The sequence below is a fragment of the Kitasatospora sp. NPDC056076 genome, assembly GCF_042266305.1.
Taxonomy (GTDB): Bacteria; Actinomycetota; Actinomycetes; order Streptomycetales; family Streptomycetaceae; genus Kitasatospora.
Genome location: NZ_JBHJWG010000036.1, coordinates 52,066 through 73,405 on the forward strand (window position 1 = coordinate 52,066; position 21,340 = coordinate 73,405).

Annotated in this window: 21 protein-coding genes; 13 read left to right on the forward strand and 8 right to left on the reverse strand. The window is 74.2% G+C overall.

The genetic code is table 11. The annotated features are described in order from the left end of the window. Positions 1 to 63: 63 nt before the first annotated feature. Both ACFC1T_RS26760 and ACFC1T_RS26765 read right to left on the reverse strand, forming a co-directional pair. Positions 64 to 903, reverse strand: coding sequence for a DUF3626 domain-containing protein (locus ACFC1T_RS26760; protein WP_375892496.1), 840 nt, complete (start codon positions 901 to 903; stop codon positions 64 to 66). A gap of 113 nt (positions 904 to 1,016) precedes the next feature. Next, a complete protein-coding gene (locus ACFC1T_RS26765) occupies positions 1,017 to 1,250 on the reverse strand; it encodes a hypothetical protein (RefSeq protein WP_375892498.1) in 234 nt (77 codons plus the stop codon). Positions 1,251 to 1,342: 92 nt separating this feature from the next. Here ACFC1T_RS26765 and ACFC1T_RS26770 point away from each other — a divergent pair, with 92 nt between their 5' ends. Together ACFC1T_RS26770 and ACFC1T_RS26775 are read left to right on the forward strand one after the other, a co-directional pair. Beyond that, on the forward strand, positions 1,343 to 2,623 hold the full coding sequence (locus ACFC1T_RS26770; RefSeq protein ID WP_375892500.1) for an MFS transporter: 1,281 nt from the start codon (positions 1,343 to 1,345) through the stop codon (positions 2,621 to 2,623). A gap of 38 nt (positions 2,624 to 2,661) precedes the next feature. After that, complete coding sequence (locus ACFC1T_RS26775; RefSeq protein WP_375892502.1) at positions 2,662 to 3,270, forward strand: alpha/beta hydrolase; 609 nt, start codon at positions 2,662 to 2,664, stop codon at positions 3,268 to 3,270. 312 nt (positions 3,271 to 3,582) lie between these two features. Here ACFC1T_RS26775 and ACFC1T_RS26780 read toward each other — a convergent pair whose 3' ends face one another. Continuing rightward, positions 3,583 to 4,866, reverse strand: a complete 1,284-nt coding sequence (locus ACFC1T_RS26780) for an MFS transporter (protein WP_375892505.1) — start codon at positions 4,864 to 4,866, stop codon at positions 3,583 to 3,585. 76 nt (positions 4,867 to 4,942) lie between these two features. On the opposite strand from ACFC1T_RS26780, the gene ACFC1T_RS26785 reads away from it, so the two are divergent. Beyond that, on the forward strand, positions 4,943 to 5,305 hold the full coding sequence (locus ACFC1T_RS26785; protein ID WP_375892507.1) for a MerR family transcriptional regulator: 363 nt from the start codon (positions 4,943 to 4,945) through the stop codon (positions 5,303 to 5,305). Positions 5,306 to 5,423: 118 nt separating this feature from the next. On the opposite strand, the gene ACFC1T_RS26790 is transcribed toward ACFC1T_RS26785, so the two are convergent. Further along, a complete protein-coding gene (locus ACFC1T_RS26790) occupies positions 5,424 to 6,899 on the reverse strand; it encodes an MFS transporter (protein WP_375892509.1) in 1,476 nt (491 codons plus the stop codon). Between the two features lie 111 nt (positions 6,900 to 7,010). On the opposite strand from ACFC1T_RS26790, the gene ACFC1T_RS26795 reads away from it, so the two are divergent. Then, a complete protein-coding gene (locus ACFC1T_RS26795) occupies positions 7,011 to 7,889 on the forward strand; it encodes a helix-turn-helix transcriptional regulator (protein WP_375892555.1) in 879 nt (292 codons plus the stop codon). Here ACFC1T_RS26795 and ACFC1T_RS26800 read toward each other — a convergent pair. Together ACFC1T_RS26800 and ACFC1T_RS26805 are read right to left on the reverse strand one after the other, a co-directional pair. Next, on the reverse strand, positions 7,886 to 8,308 hold the full coding sequence (locus ACFC1T_RS26800) for a hypothetical protein (protein ID WP_375892511.1): 423 nt from the start codon (positions 8,306 to 8,308) through the stop codon (positions 7,886 to 7,888). The genes ACFC1T_RS26795 and ACFC1T_RS26800 overlap by 4 nt on opposite strands. Then, entirely contained in the window at positions 8,305 to 8,829 is a 525-nt protein-coding gene (locus tag ACFC1T_RS26805; RefSeq protein ID WP_375892512.1) for a hypothetical protein, read from the reverse strand. Before ACFC1T_RS26805 ends, ACFC1T_RS26800 begins: the two co-directional genes overlap by 4 nt. A 135-nt stretch (positions 8,830 to 8,964) precedes the next feature. On the opposite strand from ACFC1T_RS26805, the gene ACFC1T_RS26810 reads away from it, so the two are divergent. The 8 genes from ACFC1T_RS26810 to ACFC1T_RS26845 all read left to right on the forward strand — a co-directional run bounded on the left by ACFC1T_RS26810 (position 8,965) and on the right by ACFC1T_RS26845 (position 17,649). Beyond that, the gene (locus tag ACFC1T_RS26810; protein ID WP_375892514.1) at positions 8,965 to 10,185 is read left to right on the forward strand and encodes a histidine kinase; all 1,221 of its coding nucleotides are present in this window, start codon (positions 8,965 to 8,967) and stop codon (positions 10,183 to 10,185) included. Beyond that, the gene (locus ACFC1T_RS26815) at positions 10,173 to 10,817 is read left to right on the forward strand and encodes a response regulator (protein ID WP_375892515.1); all 645 of its coding nucleotides are present in this window, start codon (positions 10,173 to 10,175) and stop codon (positions 10,815 to 10,817) included. The genes ACFC1T_RS26810 and ACFC1T_RS26815 overlap by 13 nt, the downstream gene beginning before the upstream one ends. Then, complete coding sequence (locus tag ACFC1T_RS26820; RefSeq protein ID WP_375892517.1) at positions 10,814 to 11,596, forward strand: DUF4097 family beta strand repeat-containing protein; 783 nt, start codon at positions 10,814 to 10,816, stop codon at positions 11,594 to 11,596. The genes ACFC1T_RS26815 and ACFC1T_RS26820 overlap by 4 nt, the downstream gene beginning before the upstream one ends. Positions 11,597 to 11,664: 68 nt before the next feature. Continuing rightward, positions 11,665 to 12,852 (forward strand): tRNA dihydrouridine synthase DusB, encoded by a 1,188-nt coding sequence (dusB, locus tag ACFC1T_RS26825; protein WP_375892519.1) that lies wholly within the window; start codon positions 11,665 to 11,667, stop codon positions 12,850 to 12,852. A 564-nt stretch (positions 12,853 to 13,416) separates the two neighbouring features. Beyond that, positions 13,417 to 16,125: a pyruvate, phosphate dikinase gene (gene ppdK / locus ACFC1T_RS26830; protein WP_375892521.1), complete on the forward strand. Its 2,709-nt coding sequence runs from the start codon at positions 13,417 to 13,419 to the stop codon at positions 16,123 to 16,125. 143 nt (positions 16,126 to 16,268) lie between these two features. Continuing rightward, a complete protein-coding gene (locus ACFC1T_RS26835; protein WP_375892523.1) occupies positions 16,269 to 16,781 on the forward strand; it encodes a ribonuclease in 513 nt (170 codons plus the stop codon). Positions 16,782 to 16,861: 80 nt separating this feature from the next. Then, on the forward strand, positions 16,862 to 17,338 hold the full coding sequence (locus ACFC1T_RS26840; protein WP_375892525.1) for a hypothetical protein: 477 nt from the start codon (positions 16,862 to 16,864) through the stop codon (positions 17,336 to 17,338). Next, the gene (locus ACFC1T_RS26845; RefSeq protein ID WP_375892526.1) at positions 17,338 to 17,649 is read left to right on the forward strand and encodes a transcriptional regulator; all 312 of its coding nucleotides are present in this window, start codon (positions 17,338 to 17,340) and stop codon (positions 17,647 to 17,649) included. The genes ACFC1T_RS26840 and ACFC1T_RS26845 overlap by 1 nt, the downstream gene beginning before the upstream one ends. A 13-nt stretch (positions 17,650 to 17,662) precedes the next feature. Here ACFC1T_RS26845 and ACFC1T_RS26850 read toward each other — a convergent pair whose 3' ends face one another. Further along, positions 17,663 to 18,658: a hypothetical protein gene (locus tag ACFC1T_RS26850; protein WP_375892528.1), complete on the reverse strand. Its 996-nt coding sequence runs from the start codon at positions 18,656 to 18,658 to the stop codon at positions 17,663 to 17,665. A 111-nt stretch (positions 18,659 to 18,769) separates the two neighbouring features. Here ACFC1T_RS26850 and ACFC1T_RS26855 point away from each other — a divergent pair, with 111 nt between their 5' ends. Continuing rightward, positions 18,770 to 20,008: an ADP-ribosylglycohydrolase family protein gene (locus tag ACFC1T_RS26855; RefSeq protein WP_375892530.1), complete on the forward strand. Its 1,239-nt coding sequence runs from the start codon at positions 18,770 to 18,772 to the stop codon at positions 20,006 to 20,008. Between the two features lie 15 nt (positions 20,009 to 20,023). On the opposite strand, the gene ACFC1T_RS26860 is transcribed toward ACFC1T_RS26855, so the two are convergent. Next, positions 20,024 to 20,758 carry a GNAT family N-acetyltransferase gene (locus tag ACFC1T_RS26860; RefSeq protein ID WP_375892532.1) on the reverse strand — a complete coding sequence of 245 codons (735 nt, stop codon included), beginning with the start codon at positions 20,756 to 20,758 and terminating at the stop codon, positions 20,024 to 20,026. Positions 20,759 to 21,340: the final 582 nt, after the last annotated feature.

Here is a 21,340-nt window from a genome sequence, read left to right on the forward strand (position 1 = left end):
CGGGTCACCGGAGCAGGGCGGCGCCGGGCTGTCGCACCGGGCCGCGAGGATCCGCCGACCCCCCTACGCGGGGGCGCCGAAGCGGGCGAGGTAGTGCCACACCCTCTTGAGGTCCTGGGGGTCGTGGCGGCCGGTCGCGGCGGCGGCGCCGATGATCCGGGGGTCGAGGGCGCCGTCCTCGGCGATCCGGGCGCCGAGGTCGACGAACTCCTGGCCGCGGTAGTCGGGGTGGCGGCGGAGCTCCTCGACGGTGAGCCGGAAGCCGGGGTGCCACTCCAGCGGGCAGGGGAGGCGGCGGGCGGCGTCCTCGACCGGGGTGTTCCGGTAGCAGGGGTCCAGCACCAGGGCCTCGACGTCCACGGCCAGCCGGACCGGGCCGTGGACGTGCGCCTCGATGCAGTCGTCGAGGGCGTCCCGGTCGTCGGCCAGGGCGAGCGGGATGAGCCCCATGTGGGCTGCGGTGCCGAAGTCCGTGGGCTCCAGGAAGCTGTCCGGGTAGCAGAAGGTGGTGCGCTCCAGGGCGGGGGCGGTGAGCCGGAAGTGCGCGGACCCGAAGCGGGGTGCGGCGCCGACGGGATTGCGGCGGTGGTCGAGGGCACCGTAGACGGGGCGTTCGCCGGGGGCCGCGTCGTCGTAGGCGCCGTTGAAGATCCGGCTCTCCCAGCGCCAGCGGTCCCCGCCCGGGTGGGCGGTCAGGCCGCCGTTGCTGGTGCCGGTGGCGAACTGGGAGAGGTAGACGCCGTCCTCGGCCAGGGCGTCGAGGACGGCCCGGCCGCGGGAGACCCGGTCCGGGTGGAAGTTGAGGGTCACCCGCAGGGCCGGGTCGACCGGCGGGCCGGCGGCGAGCGAGGCCACGTGGTCGAGGGCCCGGACCTGCGGGGTCGGGGCGGCGTCGGAGCTCATGCGGGGTAGTGTCGCGCGGCCGGGCCGGTGGGTGCACCCGGGTTTCCGTCCGCCGCCGCACTGCCGCGTCCGCCGCGGCGCCGCACCGCCGCGTCCGCCCTGGCGTCGCCCCGTCAGACGTAGTGCGTCTGGAGGTCGTCGGGGAACAGGCCGTTGCCGTGGTGGGTGGCCCAGGTGGAGTGGGTGGTGCGGATCCGGGCGGCCTGGGAGGTCCGCCGCCGCTCGATCAGCAGGCCCTCCGTGCCGTCCGCCCACCGTCGGTGGGCCCGGTCGCGACGGGCCAGGAACAGGGTGGTGCCGACGACGACGGCCGCCAGGGCGGCCAGGAACGCGAGAACGAAGCTCATGAGCTCCCCCTTCCTTCGGACTCGATCACTGTGCGAACCAAGTATCGCGGACCGGGGTGCCCGTCCGCCATAGCTGAAGTAGCTTGGGGCGTATGGCAGATGATGGCGCAGGACGTCCCCCCGCGGCCGGTCCGCCGACCGCTCCGCGGGCCTCGCGGAACGCCGTACCGGCCCTGATGTTCTCGCAGGGCGTCAGCGTGGCGGGCACCCAGGTCACGGCGCTGGCCCTGCCCGCGCTGGCGATCCTGCTGCTGGACGCCGGGCCGCTGGCGGCCTCGCTGCTGTTCGCCCTGGAGTACGGGGTGCAGGGGCTGACCGGCCCGTTCGCCGGGGTGCTGGTGGACCGGGTCGCCTCCCGGCGGCGACTGCTGGTCGCGGTGGACCTCGCCCAGCTGCTGCTGATCGCCACCGTCCCGCTGGCGCACGCCGCCGGTGCGCTGACGCTGGCCCACCTCTGCGCGGTCGCGGCGGTCTCCGGGGCGCTGGGCGGGATCTCCGCCATCGCGGTGCCGACCGTGGTGGCGGACTTCGTGCCGAAGGACGGCCTGGTGGCGGTCAACGCCAAGCTGGCCGGGGCCCGTTCGGTCGGCCAGATCGCCGGGCCGGGGCTGGCCGCCGCGCTGGTGCAGGCGGTCGGGGCGGCCACCGCGATGGTCGCGGACGCGGTCAGTTACGGGTTGTCCGCCCTCGCCATGAGCCTGCCCCGGCTCCGCCGGGACGAGGAGCCGCCGCAGGCCGCCGCCCGGCCGGGGGTCGCGGCCTCGCTGCGGGAGGGCGTCGACGTCCTGCGCGGCCGGCCGCTGCTGGCCCGGCTGGCCGTCGCCGCGGCGGCGCTCAACCTGGGCGGGGCCGGGCTGGCCGGGCTGTTCGCCTACTTCGCCTACCAGGTCGTGGACCTGAGCCCCGGGGAGCTCGGTCTGACCCAGGCCGTCTACAGCATCGCCGCGGTGACGGCGGTGCTCACCGCGAAGCGGGTGATCCGGCGGGTCGGGCTGACCAGGGTGATCCCGCTCTTCGGCCCGCTGGCCGCGGCCGCCCTGTTCCTGATCCCGCTGGCCTCGCTCGGGGCGGCCCTTCCGGTGCTGGTCGTCTACCAGGCGGTGTTCGGCTTCTGCGCGACGGTCTGGGGCGTCAGTTGGGTGACCCTGCAGCAACAGCTGTCCCCGCCGGAGCAGTTGGGGCGGGTGCTCGGCCTGTCCCGCTCGATCGGCCAACTCGTCATGCCGGTGGGCGCGTTGCTGGGCGGCGCGCTGGCCGGTGCGGTCGGCGTCACCGGGGCGCTGGCCGTCTTCGCCGCGATCGCCGTGGCCGGCACCCTCGCGGTGGTCGGCACCCGGCCCCAGGCCGTCCTCCCGGAGGGGAGCCGGGCCTGACCGGCACCCGCCAGGGCGGACGGCAGTAGCCTGCGGGCATGTCCGCCTCCCCCGCACCGAGCCTCCCCACCCGCATCGACGGCGACCCGGACCGGGTCGCGCTGGTCGTCCCGGGCGTCGGCTACTCGCCCGCCCGTCCACTGCTGCACTTCGCCTCCTCGGTCCTGGCCCGGCACGGCTGGACGGTCCAGGAGCTGTGGTGGCGGATCCCGGAGGCGTTCGCCGAGTTCACGACGGAGCAGCGGATCGCCTGGGTCGAGCGGCAGGTCGGCGCGGCCGTCGACGCGGAGGGCGGTGCCTGCCGCCTGCCGGTCGGCAAGTCGCTGGGCTCCCTGGCCGCCGGCCTCGCCGCGGACCGCGCCCTCCCGGCCGCCTGGCTCACCCCGGTGCTCACCCTCGACCACGTGGCCCGCACCCTCCGCCGGGCCACCGCGCCGACCCTCCTGATCGGCGGCAGCGCCGACAGGCTGTGGGACCGGAGCGTCGCCGACGCCACCGGCCACCAGGTCCTGGAACTCCCCGCCGCCGACCACGGCCTCGAACTCCCGGACGACCCGACCGGATCCATCGACCTGCTCCGCACCGCCGTCGCCCGCCTGGACACCTTCATCGGCGGACTGCCCCCGGGGAGGGGGACGGCCGCCTAGGCAGGGGCGCCGCCGGTGGCCCGGGGGATCGGAGCGGGCAGGAGCCGAGGCCGATCAGCGACCTCCCTCGTCGCGCATCCCGTGGAGGGCCTCGGTGGCCGACGGGAGCCGGACGGCGATCGAGGGCGGGATCCCGTCGGCCGCTGGTGCAGTCGCGTACGAGGTTCTCCAGCACCCGCTGCTCCGGGGCCGGCGGTGTGAGTACGGCGATCAGCCGTCCCTCGCGGGTGATTTCCGATCAACTCCCCGGCCGCCACCCGGTCGAGCAGTCCTGATCTCTGGCCCGGGGCGGCCGGTTCACCCGGACGGGCGTCACCCCTTGCCCGGGAACCCGTGGCGGCGGGCGGCCACCGTGACGGCCAGGGCGAGGGCCAGCAGGGCGAGGGCCGACCAGGGGAGGGAGCGCGGTCCGGCGTGGTCGAGGAGGAGGCCGCCGGCGGACGCGGCGGCGGCGATGCCGAGGTTCCAGCAGGTGACCAGCAGGGACTGGGCGAGGTCGGCGGCCGTGTCGGCGGCGTCGGCGACGGCGGTCTGCAGCAGGGTGGCGACGCCGCCGAAGCCGAGGCCCCAGATCGCGGCGGCGGCGTAGACGGGCCAGGGGGACGAGCCGAGCAGGGCGCCGGCGAGGGTCAGGGTCGCGGCGCCGACGAGGAGGCAGGCGGTGAGGGTCAGGGTGCGCAGGTGCCGGTCGATCAGGGCTCCGGTGGCGGCGATGCTCACCAGCGAGGCCAGGCCGAGGACGAGCAGCACGGTGTCGGTCCGTCCGCCGAGGTGCAGCGGTTCGAGCAGGGCCGCGACGTAGGTGTAGAGGACGTTGTGGGCGAGTACGAAGGTCGCCGTGACGGCCAGGACGGCCGCCACGCCGGGGATCCGCACCACCTGCCGGAGCGGCAGCCGGTCGTGTTCGGCCCGGCCGGGGACCGGGGGGACGGCTGCGGCGATCCAGCCGACGAGGGCGAGCGCGAGGACGCTCATCAGCCCGAAGGCGACCCGCCACCCGGCGGCCCCGGCGAGCAGGGTGCCGGCCGGGACCCCGACGGACAGGGCGACCGTGGCGCCGCCCATCGCGACGGCCATGGCCCGTCCGCGCTGTTCGGGCGCGACGATGCTGCGGGCGTACCCGGCCAGCAGGGCCCACAGCATTCCGGCGACCAGGCCCGCCGCGAAGCGGGCCGCCATGGTGAGCGGGTAGTCGCCGGAGACCGCGGTGACGGCGTTGGCGACGGTGAAGCCGCCGACGGCGAGGAGCAGCAGCCGCTTGCGCGGCCAGCCGGCGGTGGCGGCGGTCAGCGGGATGGCGGCCGCGATGGAGCCGACCGCGTAGAGGGTGACGGACTGTCCGGCGCCGGACTGGCTGACGCCGAGGTCCCTGCTCATCGCGGGCAGGACGCCGGCGGGCAGCGCCTCGGTCATCAGGGTGATGAACCCGCCGGTGCTCAGGGCGAGCAGCGCCGGCCAGGGCAGTCCGGCCGGTGGCGCCTCTCTCGCCGGGCCGAGCGGAAGCCCCGGGTCGGGCGAGGGGGTCGAGGCGGCGCCGCCGGCCGTGGCCGGGGTCGTCATCGGGCAGGAGGGGGAGGGGAGTTCGTGGGTCGGCATGTGACCGATCGTCTATCGTTGACACGGATGTCAAGGTCCAGCCGGAACGACCCGGCCCCGACGTGAGGGTGGTCACATGCGGATCGGCGAACTGGCCCGGCGGACGGAGACCTCGCCGCGCCTGCTGCGCTACTACGAGAAGCAGGGCCTGATCTTCCCGCGCCGCGAGGCGAACGGGTACCGGGACTACGACGAGTACCTGGTCGACCGGGTGATCCAGATCCGCGGACTGCTGGACGCGGGGCTGCCGACCCGGATCATCAAGCAGATCCTGCCCTGCCTGGACGCCCCGCGGAAGATCCACTTCGCGGACGCCACCCCGGAGATGCTCGACACCCTGGAGTCCGAGACCGAGCGGATGACCCGCCGCATCCACTGCCTGACCCGCAACCGCGACGCCATCCAGGAGTACCTGTCCGTGGTCAGGGAGCTCGCCTGACCGTACGGGCGGTCGCGGCAGCGCGACGGCCCCGCGACCGCAGCGCGACGGCCCCGCGACCGGCGGGAACCGGTCGCGGGGCCGTTCGTCGTCGCCCGGGCCCGTGGGCCCGCGGGGCTCAGCCGATGGAGCGGGGCAGCCGGGTGGTCAGGTACAGCACGGTGAAGGAGCCCAGCAGCTGGACGCCGAGGCACAGGGCGAGCGCGCGGCCCATGCCGAGGCTGGGGGAGAGGGACAGGTAGAGGGTGCCGAGGGTGGCCACGCCGAGGGCGAGGCTGGACTGCTGGCCGGTGGCGAGGACGCCGCTGCCGACGCCGGCCCGGGCGGCGGGCACCTTGGCGAGCACGACCCGGAACAGCGGGGTGCCGATCAGACCCTGCCCGATGCCCGCGAGGGCGACGCCGGGGGCCATCCGCAGCGGGGAGAAGTGGTCCGCGTCGGCGAGGACGGTCAGCGCGATGGTGATGAGGCCGAGGGCCTGGACCACGGCACCGGCGCTGAGCACCCGGCTGCCCCAGCGGCCGATCAGCCGCGGGCCGGAGAGCGAGGCGGTGAAGTAGCCGACGGCCATCGGGACGAGCGCCCAGCCGGCGGCGACCACGCCGAGCCGCAGGCCCTGCTGGAGGGCGACGGCGATGACGAACATGAAGCCGCCGAAGCCGGCGAAGTAGGGCAGCGCGATGCCGAGGCCGCGCCGCATCTCGGGGATCCGCAGCAGGCTGGGCGGCACCAGCGGGGTGGCGCCGCGCCGCTCCGCGCGGCTCTCGACCAGGGCGAAGGCGGTGGCGAACACCGGGAACAGGGCGAGCAGCACCCAGGACCAGAGCGGCCAGCCGGCCGCGCGGCCCTCCATCAGCGGGACGAGCAGGGAGAGCAGGGAGGCGGTGAGCAGCACGGTGCCGGGTACGTCCACGGCGGCGGCCCGGGTGGCCCGGCTCTCCGGCACGTACCGGACGGCGAGGAGGACGGCGAGCAGCGCGAACGGGACGTTCAGCAGGAAGACCGAGCGCCAGCCGGTGCCGAAGAGGTCGGCGGCGACGAGCATCCCGCCGAGCACCTGGCCGATCACCACGGAGATGCCGCCGACCGCGCCGTAGACGCTGAGCGCGCGGCCGCGCCGGGCGCCGTCGGTGGCGGCGGTGATGGTGCCGAGCACCTGCGGGATCAGCAGCGCGGCCGAGGCGCCCTGGGCGGCCCGGGCGGCGACCAGGGACCACGCGTCGGGGGCGAGGCCGCAGGCCAGTGAGGTGACGGCGAAGGCGGTGGCCCCGGCGACGAAGAGCCGGCGGCGGCCGAAGGTGTCGCCGAGCCGCCCGCCGAGGACGAGCAGGACGGCGAAGGCGATGCCGTAGCCGGCGGCGACGAGTTCCAGCACCGCCGGTCCGGCGGCCAGGTCCTGGTCGATGCTGGGCAGGGCGACGTTCACGATGAAGAAGTCGAGCATCGGCAGGAAGGCCCCGAGCAGGACGGTGACCAGCCCGGCGGTGCCGAGGGCGGGGGTGTGCGGGGCGGCGGCCTGCGGGGCGGCGGTGCTCGGGGCGGTGGTGCGGGCGGTGCTGGGCGGGGCCGGGGCGACGGCGAGTCGTTGAGTCACGGGTCATACGATCCGCCGGTTCCCAGCCTGGTACCAGAGTGTGGTTATCCAGGTATGAGAAGTACCTGGCAACAGGCTGCGGCGTGCCGCATGCTGGGGAGCATGAGCCTGATGACCCCGGCCGCGCAAGCCCGCCCCGGCACCGCCGCGCCGCACCGCGCCACACCCGGCGAAGCCCGCCGGCACGACCTGGCGGCGTTCCTGCGCAGCCGCCGGGAGCGGATCGCGCCCGAGCAGGTGGGCCTGCCGCTGACCGGCCGCCGCCGCACCCCGGGGCTGCGCCGGGAGGAGGTGGCGCAGCTGGCCGCGGTGGGGGTGACCTGGTACACGTGGTTGGAGCAGGGGCGGGACATCCAGGTGTCCGCCCAGGTGCTGGACGCGGTGGCGCGGGCGCTGCTGCTGGACCCGAGCGAGCGGGCGCACCTGTTCACCCTGGCCGGTGCGGACGATCCGGCGCCGGTGAAGGAGTGCCCCTCGGTGACGCCGAGCGTGCGGCTGGTGCTGGACCAGCTGGCGCCGTACCCGGCCGCCGCGGTCAACTCCCGCTACGACATCCTGGCGCACAACGTGCCGTACACCGCCATCGTCGGCGACCTCGGGGAGCTGCCCCCGGAGGAGCGGAACCTGATGTGGCTGGCGTTCACCCCCTCCCGCTTCCGCGACGTGCTGATCGACTACCGGACGGAGCGCCTCGGGATGGTGGCCCGGTTCCGCGCCGCGATGGCCGACCACTCCGCCGAGCCCGCCTGGAAGGCGCTGCTGGCCCGGCTGCGCAAGGCCTCGCCGGACTTCGAGGAGGAGTGGCAGCGGCACGAGGTGATGCGGCCGCGCAACGGGATCAAGCGCTTCCAGGTGCCGGGCGTGGGCCTGCTGCGCTGCGAGTACACCAACTTCTGGCTCGGCCCCCGGCTCGGGACGCGGCTGATCAGCTACACCCCGCTGGACGAGGAGACCCGCCTCCTGATGGACCGGCTGCCGACACGGCGCTAGCCGCGTACCGCCGCGCCACGTACGATCCCGCGCCCGGCCGCCCCGGGTATCGCCTCGCGCCCGAGCAGCAGGCACACCGCCGCCAGCGGCAGTTCGACGCAGCAGGCCATCACCAGCGCGGCGAGCACCGCGTGCCCCGGCCCGGCGCAGGCGATGTCGGCCAGGGCGTCCCCGGCGAGCAGCAGCGCCACCACCGCGCCCGCCCACAGGGCGGCGGGGCTGCGCCGGCGCAGCAGCGCGTCCAGCGAGAGCAGCGCGGCGAACTCCGCGAGGTCCAGCACCACCCACGGGGTCTCGTGGTTGACGGCCAGGACCATCAGCCAGGGCAGCAGCCCGAAGGCGGCCAGTCGCGGCAGCCGCTGGAACCGCTCCGGCAGCACGTACGCCGGAGTGCCCGGGGGGACGAGGGCGATACTCATGCGCCGACCTCGCTCCGCACGCGCTGCAGGGGGAGCCGCTCGACGGGCCCGCCCGCCGGGTGCCCGACGAGCACCGCATCGAACGGGCCCTCGGCCAGGGCGAGCCAGAACTGCCCGGCCACCGTGACCACTTCGCCCGCCGCCGCCCGGACGGTGCCGAACAGCCGCCGCCCGCCGGTGAACACCACCGAGGGCACCCGGCCGTCGGATGGCAGCCGCCCCCAGGCGAGCACGTGCGAGCCCCGACCGGCGGACGGGCTACGCCGCGCGCCGCGGACGAGCCGCGGGGCGAGCCGGGCGGCGACCAGGACGTCGGCCAGCTCGCCGTGCTGGTACAGCTCCAACGCGGCCCGGCCGCGGCCGGACCCGACGCTGCGGACCGACCAGGGCCCGGCCCCGGCGGGCAGCGTCCCCTCCGGCCCCGGCGCCGGGCGGAGCGCGCCCCCGGGAACACCCCCGTGGTTCCCGGGGACGGGCCGCCCGTGCGGCGGGGTGGCGGAGTGCGATGCGGTGCTCGTCATGTCCCCAAGCCTCTCGTCGCGAGGGGGGCCTTGTCGGTGGTGCCCCACACCGAATCGGGGGTGTATCTAGCTACACCCCCAGCGGGGACCCCCCTTCATGGCGGCCGTTGATCACCGGGCCCTACGCTGTCCGGCATGCCCTCCACCACGTTGCGCCGAGCGCTCGTCAGGAGCCTTCGGCGACCACCGTGGTCGGCCGGGACCTGGCGGGACGCCCGCTTCATCGCCGCCGGAATACCCGTGGCCGTGCCGGTCTGGCTGGCGCTGACCGAGTCCAGCCTGCTCTTCCCGGTCCTCGGGGCCGTGCTGGTCTGCTCGCGCTGGCTCACCGCCCTCCAGCGCGGACGGCTGCGCGCCCTCCGCGGCGTGGAGGTGCCGCCGCCCGGCGCGCCCGCGGGCCGGCGGCTGGCCCGGTTGCGGATCGGCCTCACCTGGCGCCAGGTCGGCTACCACCTGCTGATCGGCCCGGTGCTGGCGCTCTGCGCGCTGGCCGCCGTCTACCTCTGGGGCATCGCCCTGGTGCTGACCACCCTGTACGCCTGGGTGTGGCTGCTGCCACCCGAGGCGGGGCTGCGCGGTGAGCTGGCCGGTCTGGACGCGGCGCTCACGGTGTTCGGGGTGCTGCTGCTGGCGGCGGCGCCCTGGGCGACGGCGCTGGCCGCCCGGCTGGAGGTGCGGGCGGCGCAGCTGCTGCTCGGCCCGAACCGGGCGGAGCAGCTGGAGCAGCGGGTCGAGGAGATCGCCGAGTCCCGGGCCGGCCTGGTGGACGCGGTGGACGCCGAGCGCCGCCGGATCGAGCGGGACCTGCACGACGGCGCCCAGCAGCGCCTCACCTCCCTCGCGATGAACCTGGGCCTGGCCCGGCGCACCCTCAAGGAGTGCCCGCCCGACGCCATGCAGGTGATCGTCGCGGCGCACGAGGAGGCGCAGGCGGCCATCGACGAGCTGCGCGACCTGGTCCGCGGCCTGCACCCGGCGGTCCTGGAGGACCGCGGGCTGGACGCGGCGCTGTCCGGCGTCGCCGCCCGGGCCCCGCTGCCGGTGCGGCTGGACGTCGAGCTGTCCGAGCGGATCGCCCCGACCGTCGAGGCGGTCGCCTACTTCACCGTCTCCGAGGCGCTCACCAACGTGGCCAAGCACGCCCGGGCCGAGCGGGCCGACGTCTCGGTGCGGACGATCGGCGGCCGGCTGCGCCTGGTCGTCAGCGACGACGGCGTGGGCGGCGCGGACGCCTCGCGCGGCACCGGGCTCACCGGTCTGCGCCAGCGCGCCGCCTCGGTCGACGGGACGCTGTCCGTTCTCAGCCCCCTCGGGGGCCCCACCACCATCACCGTGGAGTTGCCGTGCGTGCTGTGATCGCCGAGGACTCGGTCCTGCTGAGGGTCGGCCTGGTCAAGGTCCTGGAGGCGGTGGGCTTCGAGGTGGTGGCCGCCGTCGGGGACGCCGTCGAACTGCTGGCCGCCGTCGAGGAGCACCGCCCGGGCGTGGTGGTCGCGGACGTCCGGATGCCCCCGGGCTTCCACGACGAGGGCGTCAAGGCGGCGATGGTGATCCGGCAGCAGTGGCCGGACACCGCCGTGCTGCTGCTCTCCCAGTTCGTGGAGGAGCGGTACGCCGCGGATCTGCTGTCGACCAACACCAGCGGCGTCGGCTACCTGCTCAAGCAGCGGGTGGCCAATGTGGACGACTTCGTGGACGCGCTCCAGCGGGTCGCCGAGGGCGGCACCGCGCTGGACCCGGAGGTGGTGGCCCAGCTGCTGGTGCGCCGCCACCGGGACCCGTTGGAGAAGCTGACCCCGCGCGAGCGGGACGTGCTCTCGCTGATGGCGGAGGGCCGTTCCAACGCGGCGATCGCGGGTGCCCTGGTGGTCAGCGACAGCGCGGTGGCCAAGCACATCAACTCGATCTTCACCAAGCTGGACCTCCCGCCGGCCGACGACAGCCACCGCCGGGTGATGGCGGTGCTGCGCTTCCTGGAGATCACGTGAGCGCGCGGTCCACCAAGGCGTGGCGGATCACCGGCGTGCTCACCGTGGTGTTCGTGGTGGTCATGGGCGGGGCGCAGACCCTGGCCCTGGTGGCCCGGCAGTCGCGGACCGAGCAGCAGACGTTCGTCACCGCCGTCCACAAGCTGCAGCTGGCCACGAGCAGCGCCTCCGTGCGGATCAAGCCGGGGGTGGAGGGCCGGGTCGTGGTGCGCAAGAACCTCGACTGGACGGTCTCCGAGCCCCGGGTGCGCGCCGATGTGGTCGGCGACACGATGACCGTCGGCGTGGAGTGCCGGCGTTCGCTGCCCTTCTACAACTGCGGCGCCTCGATCGAGCTGGAGGTGCCCGCGGGGACGGAGGTCGCCGGCACGGTGACCTCGGGGGCGGTCGAGGTGTCGGACCTCAGCGGCGCCGTCCGGCTGGACGGGACCTCCGGCTCGATCCTCCTGCACGGGCTGTCCGGCCCGGTCCGCGCCCGCACCACCTCCGGGATGACCCAGGGCAGGGACCTCTCCTCGGCGCAGGCGGAGGTGTCCAGCACCTCCGGGTCGGTGGACCTGACCTTCCGGTCGGCGCCGCAGGACGTCAAGGTGAGCACCGGCTCCGGCTCGGTGACCGTGCGGGTGCCGAAGGACAGCCGCTACCGGATCAACGGCGGGACGGGTTCGGGCAGCAGCTCCATCGATCCGGCCCTGGGCGACGCCGCCAGCGGCAGGAGCCTGGAGGCCGACGTCGGCTCGGGCTCCCTGGACATCGGGTACCGCCAGGATCCGGAGTAGGCGGGGCGGCTCACCCGGGTGGGGGACAATGGAGAGTCCCGTCCCCTTCGCCCAGAGGTCAGCCGCGCATGACAGTCACGCCCGCACCCACCGCGCCCGAGTCGGCGACCGCGACCGCGACCGGGTTCGCGCCGCTGGACATCGGCCCGATCCGGGTGTGGCCGCCCGTCGTGCTGGCGCCGATGGCCGGCATCACCAACGCGCCGTTCCGCACCCTGTGCCGGGAGCAGAGCGGCGGCAAGGGCCTGTACGTGTCGGAGATGATCACCACCCGGGCGCTGGTCGAGCGCAACGCCAAGACCATGCAGCTGATCAAGTTCGACCCGAGCGAGAAGCCGCGTTCGATCCAGCTGTACGGGGTGGACCCGGTGACCGTCGGCAAGGCGGCCCGGATGATCTCGGACGAGGGCCTGGCCGACCACATCGACCTCAACTTCGGCTGCCCCGTCCCCAAGGTGACCCGCAAGGGCGGCGGCTCGGCGCTGCCGTACAAGCGCAACCTGCTGCGCGAGATCCTGCGCGAGGCCGTCGCCAACGCCGGGGACCTGCCGGTGACCATGAAGATGCGCAAGGGCATCGACGACGACCACCTGACCTTCCTGGACGCCGGCCGGATCGGTGCCGAGGAGGGCGTGGCCGCGATCGCCCTGCACGGGCGCACCGCCGCCCAGCACTACGGCGGGACGGCCGACTGGTCGGCGATCGCCCGGCTGCGCGAGTCCGTCCCGGCGCACGTCCCGGTGCTGGGCAACGGGGACATCTGGTCCGCCGAGGACGCGCTGCGGATGATGCGGGAGACCGGCTGCGACGGCGTGGTGGTGGGCCGCGGCTGCCTGGGCCGCCCGTGGCTGTTCAAGGACCTGGTCTCGATCTTCGAGGGCGACGTCGACCACGCCCGCCCCGACTTCGGCTACGTGGCCCGGGCGATGGTGCGCCACGCCCAGCTGCTCGGCGAGTGGCTGGGGGACGAGGCGCGCGGTGTGGTCGACTTCCGCAAGCACGTCGCCTGGTACACCAAGGGCTTCTCGGTCGGCTCCGAGCTGCGGGTGCGGCTGGCGAACTCCTCCTCGCTGGCCGAACTGGCCGGGACCCTCGCCCAGGTGGAGCAGACCCAGACCTGGCCGATCGGCGCGGACGGCCCGCGCGGGCGCACCAGCGGCAACGGCCGGGTGGTCCTGCCGGAGGGCTGGTTGGACGATCCGTACGACTGCGCCCGACCGGGCGAGGACGCCGAATCGGACACCTCCGGCGGATGATCTAGCCGATCCGTCGAATTCGACCCCTCGGGGCCGCTGGCCGCCCGGTCCCAGCCCTCTTGTCCATTCTGGACAGGAGGGCTCCTTTTCGGCGTGCTGATGTCACGGAACGAGCACGTTCCTGGACGCAGTGCGACGATTGGCGCAGGCGTCCTACGTTCGAGCCGTGAGACGGGCTGGTGACGCTTGCCACACGCCGGAGCGGGTGACGGTCGGTCAGTGGACGGAATGGACAGGTCGAGCGTGGAACGCTTCCCGAAGCCGGTTCGACGCCGATCGGCCGATCCGGGTGCAGGAAATCAAGCCGGGGCAACGCGACCGACCCGCGGTCGCTACCCAGCGTCCGAATCGGGCGATCTTCCTGTTTCCCCGCCTTCAAGACTTGAACGCTGGCTCGCGTCAGGGGGACGATTTCACCAACAGAGGTGAACGCCTTTATGTGCATTCGATCTAGCGGGTTACCACTCGGTACCGGCCTCGTGTGGCCTATTCAGGGCAGAGAAGTGCCTTCGAAATGGGTATGTTCTCCGGCGTCAGGGCAACCGCGTACGAGGAGACCGACCCGTGCCGTCCCAGCAGAAGTTTGTTTACTCCTTCACCGAAGGAAACAAGGACCTCAAGGATCTTCTTGGCGGCAAGGGCGCGAACCTGGCCGAGATGACCAATCTGGGGCTCCCCGTCCCTCCGGGGTTCACCATCACCACCGAGGCCTGCAAGGTCTTCCTGGAGACCGGTAGCGAGCCGTCCTCCCTGCACGAGGAGATCAGCGCCCACCTGGACGCCCTCGAACAGGAGATGGGCAAGAAGCTCGGCCAGGCCGACAACCCGCTGCTGGTCTCCGTCCGTTCCGGTGCCAAGTTCTCCATGCCCGGCATGATGGACACGGTCCTGAACATCGGCCTCTCCGACGCCTCGGTGGTCGGCCTGGTCGCCCAGTCCGGCAACGAGCGCTTCGCCTGGGACTCCTACCGCCGCCTGGTCCAGATGTTCGGCAAGACCGTGCTGGGCGTCGAGGGCGAGCTGTTCGAGGAGGCCCTGGACGAGGCCAAGCACGCCAAGGGCACCGTCAACGACCTGGACCTGGACGCTTCCGACCTCCGGGAACTGGTCGAGGTGTTCAAGGGCATCGTCGAGCGCGAGACCGGCCGGGCCTTCCCGCAGGACCCGCGCGAGCAGATGGACCTCGCCGTCCACGCCGTCTTCCACTCCTGGAACGGCGACCGCGCCCGGCTGTACCGCCGCCAGGAGCGCATCCCGAACGACCTGGGCACCGCGGTCAACGTCTGCAGCATGGTCTTCGGCAACCTCGGCGAGGACTCCGGCACCGGCGTCGCCTTCACCCGCGACCCCTCCACCGGCGCCCAGGGCGTCTACGGCGACTACCTGTCCAACGCCCAGGGCGAGGACGTCGTCGCCGGCATCCGCAACACGCTGCAGCTGTCCGAGCTGGAGAAGCTCGACAAGAAGTCGTACGACGAGCTGATGGCGATCATGCAGAAGCTCGAGAACCACTACCGCGACCTCTGCGACATCGAGTTCACCATCGAGCGCGGCAAGCTCTGGATGCTCCAGACCCGGGTCGGCAAGCGCACCGCCGCGGCCGCCTTCCGGATCGCCGTCCAGCTGGTCGACCAGGGCCTGATCGACCTGGACGAGGCCCTGATGCGGGTCACCGGCGGCCAGCTGGCCCAGCTGATGTTCCCGCGCTTCGCCCCGACCGGTGAGTCCAAGCAGATCGGCTGGGGCCTGGCGGCCTCGCCCGGCGCCGCGATCGGCAAGGTCGTCTTCGACTCCTACACCGCCGTCAAGTGGTCCCGCTCCGGCGAGAAGGTCATCCTGGTCCGCCGCGAGACCAACCCGGACGACCTGGACGGCATGATCGCCGCCGAGGGCATCCTCACCTCGCGCGGCGGCAAGACCTCGCACGCCGCCGTCGTCGCCCGCGGCATGGGCAAGACCTGTGTCTGCGGCGCCGAGGAGCTGGAGGTCGACACCAAGGCCCGCAAGTTCACCACCGCCGACGGCCTGGTGGTGCACGAGGGCGACGTGGTCTCGATCGACGGCGCCAGCGGCAAGGTCTACCTCGGCGAGGTACCCGTCCTGCCGTCCCCCGTGGTCGAGTACTTCGAGGGCACCCTGCACGCCGGCGCCGACGTCCAGGGCGGACTGGTCCAGGCCGTCCACCGGCTGATGTCGCACGCCGACGGCCGCCGCCGGCTCGCCGTGCGGGCCAACGCCGACAACGCCGAGGACGGCGGGCGCGCCCGCCGCTACGGCGCCCAGGGCATCGGCCTGTGCCGCACCGAGCACATGTTCCTCGGTGAGGAGCGCCGCAAGGAGGTCGAGCACCTGATCCTCGCGGACAACGACAAGGACCGCGAGCTCGCCCTCTCCACCCTGCTGCCGCTGCAGAAGGGCGACTTCCTGGAGCTCTTCCAGGCGATGGACGGGCTGCCCGTCACCGTGCGCCTGCTCGACCCGCCGCTGCACGAGTTCCTGCCGGACATCACCGAGCTGTCGGTGCGCGTCGCCCTCGCCGAGGCCCGCAAGGACCCGAACGAGAACGACCTGCGCCTGCTCCAGGCGGTGCACAAGCTGCACGAGCAGAACCCGATGCTCGGCCTGCGCGGCGTCCGCCTCGGCCTGGTCATCCCCGGCCTGTTCGGCATGCAGGTCCGGGCCATCGCCGAGGCCGCCGCCGAGCGCAGGCTGGCCGGCGGGGACCCGCGCCCCGAGGTGATGATCCCGCTGGTCGGCACCGTCCAGGAGCTGGAGCTGGTCCGCGACGAGTGCGAGCGGGTGCTCGCCGAGGTCGTCCAGTCCACCGGCGTCCCGCTGGACATCAAGCTCGGCACCATGATCGAGCTGCCGCGCGCCGCGGTGACCGCCGGTCAGATCGCCGAGGCCGCCGAGTTCTTCTCCTTCGGCACCAACGACCTCACCCAGACGGTCTGGGGCTTCTCCCGGGACGACGTGGAGGCCTCCTTCTTCACCGCCTACCTGGAGAAGGGCATCTTCGGGGTCTCCCCGTTCGAGACCATCGACCGGGACGGCGTCGGCTCGCTGGTCAAGCACGCCGTCGAGGCCGGCCGGGCCACCCGCCCCGACCTCAAGCTCGGCGTCTGCGGCGAGCACGGCGGCGACCCGGAGTCGGTGCACTTCTTCCACGAGGTGGGGCTGGACTACGTCTCCTGCTCCCCCTTCCGGATCCCGGTGGCGCGCCTGGAGGCAGGCCGCGCCGCCATCGAGACGGCGGGCAGCGACTCGCGCTGAGAGGGTAGGCATCCCCTACTCACGCGCGGGTACGACTGACCGCTCACCCTCCCGTCGGGAGGGCGTACACCGGAGCTCGGCGCAGGAGAACCGGCGTACGTGACACGGCCGCCCGGACGCCGCCGCCTGCCAAGCTGGACCGCATGACCAGAAGCAAGAGCCCGCTCGTCGTCGTGGCCGTCCTGATCCTGGCCGTGCTCGCCGGAGTCGGCTACCTGCTCGCCGGCAAGGGCGGCAGCAGCCACCCCAAGGCCGCCGCGAGCGCCACCACCACCACGGGCGCCACGGCCCCCAAGCCCTCGGCGCCCAAGCCGTCCCCGCCGGCCGGCGGCGCCCCCTCCGCAGCCGGCACCTGGGTGCCCGCCGACCCGGCGCTGGCCGACGTCTGCCGCACCAAGCTCCCCAGTCAGGCCCAGGACACCATCGGCCTGATCGCCAAGGGCGGCCCCTACCCGTACAACCGGGACGGCATCGTCTTCGAGAACCGCGAGAGCCGGCTGCCGAAGAAGGGCAACGGCTACTACCACGAGTTCACCGTGGTCACCCCGGGCTCCAACGACCGCGGCACCCGACGGGTCGTCACCGGCGGCGCGGGCGAGCAGTACTGGTCCGCCGACCACTACGCGACCTTCCAGGAGATCGACCCGCGCTGCTGAGCGGCGATTTCCCGGAAAGTACTTTCCAACTCGGAAAGACGATGGCACAGTGGAGCCACCGTCACTTCCGAGGGGGAAGCATGAGTGACTCCGTTCCCACCCCGCCGCTGTCCGCCGCCGAGGCGCTGCGCCTGGCCGACCGGGCCGGCGCGGCCGCCCGGCGGCCGGGCGAGGTGCCCCGCTGGTACGGGCCGGCCTTCGCCTTCGCGTTCGCCGCCTACGGCCTGGGGATCGGCCAGGCCGTCGAGACCGGGCAGTTCGTCATGATCGCCGTGCTCGCGGGCGGCTTCGCCGCCCTGACCGGCGTCCTCGCCCGGGTCGCCGTGCGCAGCGACGGCATCGTCCGCCGGGGCGTGCCGGACGGCATCGGCGGCCCGGTCGCCCTCGCGGTCCTCGCGGTCTGCGCCGCGTCGGCGGCCGGGATGCTGCTCGCCTGGCAAGCCGGCGGCGGCCCGCGCTGGATCGGCGGGGCCGCCGGGCTCGCGGCGGGCCTGACCTTCTGGGTGGGCACCGACCGGCTCAACCGCCGGGTCCGGCGCTCCCAGGAGGCCGACTGATGCCCGCCGCCCTCGACCCGCTGCTCCAGCACGCCACCCGGCTGACCGTGCTCGCCTTCCTCGGCGCCTGCCGCGAGGCCGAGTTCGGCGCCGTCCGGGACCACTGCGAGGTCTCCGACTCCGTCCTCAGCAAGGCCGCCACCGCCCTGGAGGAGGCCGGCTACCTCACGGTGAAGAAGGGGTACGTCGGCAAGCGCCCGCGCACCTGGCTCGCCGCCACCGCGGCCGGTCGCGCCGCCCTCGCCGCCCACCTCGCCGAGCTCCAGCGGCTGGTCGCCGCCGCCGAGGCGGCCGGCGCCCGACACGCCTGAGGCACCGCCGGGTTCACCGGGCCCGCCGCCAGCTGACCCGGCCGTGCGGGCCGTGCGGGCCGGTGGTGACCAGGGCGGTCAGCTCGTGCAGCACCGGCGCCGGGTCGCGGCGGAGCTGGACCGGGGTGGTGCGCACCACCGGCAGGCCGGCGCCGGCCAGCCGGTTGGCACGTGCCAGCCCGCGTTCGTGGTCGGCCGGGCGCAGGTGGTAGGCGCGGGAGTCGATCTCCAGCGCCACGCAGGCGTGCGGCCAGTAGGCGTCCGGCACGGCCAGGAAACGACCGTCCAGGAACAGCACCGGATTCCACAACGGCTCCGGCAGCCCCGCGTGGGCGAGCAGCTCGCGCGCCTCGCCCTCCACCACCGAGCGCACCCCGGCGGTGAGGTCCTCCACCACCCGGGCCACCTGCGGCAGCGCCAGCGCCCCCGGCCGGGCGAGCAACTGGTCCAGCAGCTCGCCGAGTTCGCAGTGCCGCCGCTGCACCGCCTCGGCGCACAGCGCCCGGAACCGGCGCTGCCCGGTCTCCCTCGGCGCCAGATCCGCCAGCGCCCGCGCGACCGGGGCGCTCCACAGCCCGTCGTCCCGCTCGAAGCCGCCCGGCATCACCCCGGACGACCGGTGGATCCGGACGAACTCCCGCTCCCTGACCCGGCGTTGGCTGGGGATCAGGACGTCGACCTCGGTCAGGTCGGCCGGGTGCCCGGCGCTCGGCAGCCCGGCGTCCGCCAGTACCGCGAACCCGGTCAGCAGCACCTCGCCGGGCTGCTCCTGCCGCCCCTTCGGACTCGCGTACGCCAGGGCCGCCCGGAGTCTCTGATGACTCGTCAACCTTCCGTTCTGCAGGCAGATCACCCGCGGCAGCACCTGCTGCCAGGGCCCGCCCGGCCGCAGCCGGTGGGCGATCGTGCCGGAGGGCACGCCGAGCCGGCGCAGCTGCGCCCGGGTGGCGATGTGCTGCTGGTCGGCGCCGAGCAGGGCGACGGGGTCGAGCGGATGCGCGCGGGTCATACCCCGGTGCTGCCCGCCCGGATCGGATGTATGCGAAACATCCCTCGTCAGGGGCGTTCCGGTAACGATGTTGACGAATCGGAGGCCGATCCGCTGTGCTGGAGGCACATGATGACCGAACCCAACGGCCCCGCGCTGGACGCGCTCAACGGCCTCTCCGTCGGTGACGCCCTCGGCGCCCAGTTCTTCGTCCCGGAAACCGCCCGGGCCCACTTTGCCTCCCGCACCGAACCGCCCGGCCCCTGGCCGTGGACCGACGACACCGAGATGGCCTGCTCGGTGTACGCCGCCCAGCGCGAACGCGGCGCGATCGACACCTTCGACCTCACCCACGCCTTCGCCCGCCGCCACGACTTCGACCGCGGCTACGGCCCGGCCGCCAACCGGCTGCTCCGACTGGTCCGCGAGGGCGGCGACGCCGGGGCCCTGGCCGCCGAACTCTTCGACGGCCAGGGCTCGTACGGCAACGGCGCCGCGATGCGGGTCGCCCCGCTGGGGGCGGCGTACGCGGACGACCCCGCCGCCGTGGTCCGGCCCGCCGCCGACACCGCGGTGATCACCCACACCCACCCCCAGGCGGTGGACGGCACGATCGCGGTCGCGGTGGCCGCCGCGTACGCGGTGCGGGCGCGGACCGGGCCGATGGCGCCGGAGGCCTTCCTGGAGGCGGTGGTCGAGCTCACCCCGTACGGCGTCCTGCGCGACGCGCTCGCCGAGGCCGTCCGACTGCTCGCCGAACCGGATGCCCGGGCCGTTGCCCGACTGCTCGGCAACGGCAGCCGGACCTCGGCCGCCGACACCGTCCCGTACGCCCTGTGGTGCGCGGCCCGCCACCTCACCGACTACCGGGCCGCCGTGTGGGAGGCGATCGCGGCCGGCGGCGACATGGACACCGTGGCCGCGATCACCGGGGGAGTGGTGGCCGCGCACACCGGCACCCACGGCATCCCGACCGCCTGGCTGGCCGCCCGCGAACCGCTGCCCGACTGGGCGTTCCCCGAGCCGGGCAGCGTTCGGGCGGGTTCCGCGCACGCCTCGCACCTCAAGCCGCTGCGACTGCCCCGGCCCTGTCCGGTGCCGGACCTCGTCTGGACCGAGGAGCAGTGGCGGGCGGTGAGGTCGGGGCGGATCACCGGGGACGTCGACGGACGGTGGATGTTCCACACCGCCGAGGGCGTCCTGCACCTGCACCGCAGCTGGACCGGCTTCGAGATCTGGCGGGTGCGGGTGGCCCCGGTCAGGGGCGGCGGCTGGCGGCCGGTGTCCGCGCTGGTCGAGGCGTACCCCGGGCACTACCGGGGCGAGCCCCGGGTGCCCGAAGGCCTCCTGCGCATGGTGGCCGAGGGCTGAACCCCCGGCCCCGGCTCAGGCGGTGATCATCAGCTGCCCGGCGCCACTGCCGCCCTGTCTAAGACACTCCTGGTTGATCGCCGGATCCGGGGCGCTCGGCGAGGTGGCGGCGGCGATCCGCAGCTCGATGATGTCGCGCACGGCCGGCCACTCGTCCTCCAGGATCGAGTAGAACGCGGTCGAGCGCACCACGCCGTCCAGCCCGCGCGAGTGCGCCCGGCGGACGCCCTCGGAGGTCGCGCCGAGCCGTTCGATGGCGGCCCGGGAGCGCAGGTTGCGGGCGTCCGCGCGCAGCGAGATCCGCTGCACGCCCCAGGTCTCGAAGGCGTACCGGAGCATGAGCAGCTTGGCCTCGGTGTTGATGCCGGTGCCCTGGGCGCGCGGGGAGAGCCAGGTGTTGCCGATCTCGGCGGCGTCCGGGACGGCCGTGGCCGGATCACCGAACGGCACGCCGGGCACCGGCGGCCACACCATGGGGCCCTGCCAGTAGTCGAGTTCCAGGAACCGGGTGGAGCCGACCACCCGGCCGTCGGCGACGTTCACCGTCGCGAACGGCAGCGACCGGCCCGCGGCCTGGTCGGCGAGGGCGCGCGCGATGTAGTCGCGGGCCGCTTCCGGACCGTGCGGGACGGGGGTGAAGGCATAGGTCGTACGGTCCTCGGCGCCGGCCGCGGCGATGGCCTCGGCGTGGTGGGCGGCGAGGGGCTCCAACCGAACGGTGCGGCCGGTGAGGAAGACAGGTGCTGGCACGGAACCTTGGTCCTTCATCGGTCGTAGGGCGCATCCGGCGCCGGGGTGCGGCACGGGCTGCGGTGGACGAGGGGTTCGCCCCGGCCCGGTTTCCGGCTCCGGGTACCCGTGTGCGCCGGAGGATTCCGGTCGGATGGGGCGGAGCGGCGGCCCGGAACGGGCGGCGAGGGTGCCGGAACGGACACGGATCCTCGGACCGGTCCGGCGGGAACAGCGAGCGGGACAGTGTGCGTCCGCGAAATGGCCGAAGAGGTAACGAGTGCGCGAAGGGAAGCAGGCGGCCAGGTGAAGGCAAGATGCGTCGTGGGTGTCTGACCGAGCAGCGATCCGGGTCGTGATCGACGGCGTTACGGACGACGTGACGACGACGCGACGATGCGAGGCAGCGAGAGGACGATACCCGCCAGAAGGCGGTGCGTCACTTCGCGGCACCCGAATGTCGGCGCGGGCCGCCACCGCGCGCCCCGGACGGGGCTGTTGAACGCCCGTGAACAGGGGTTTTACCCCCGGGTGCGATCATGGTCCGGAGCGGTCGGCGACGGTCCCCGAGCGTGTTGCCGGGCGGGTCGCGGGGCGGGCCGT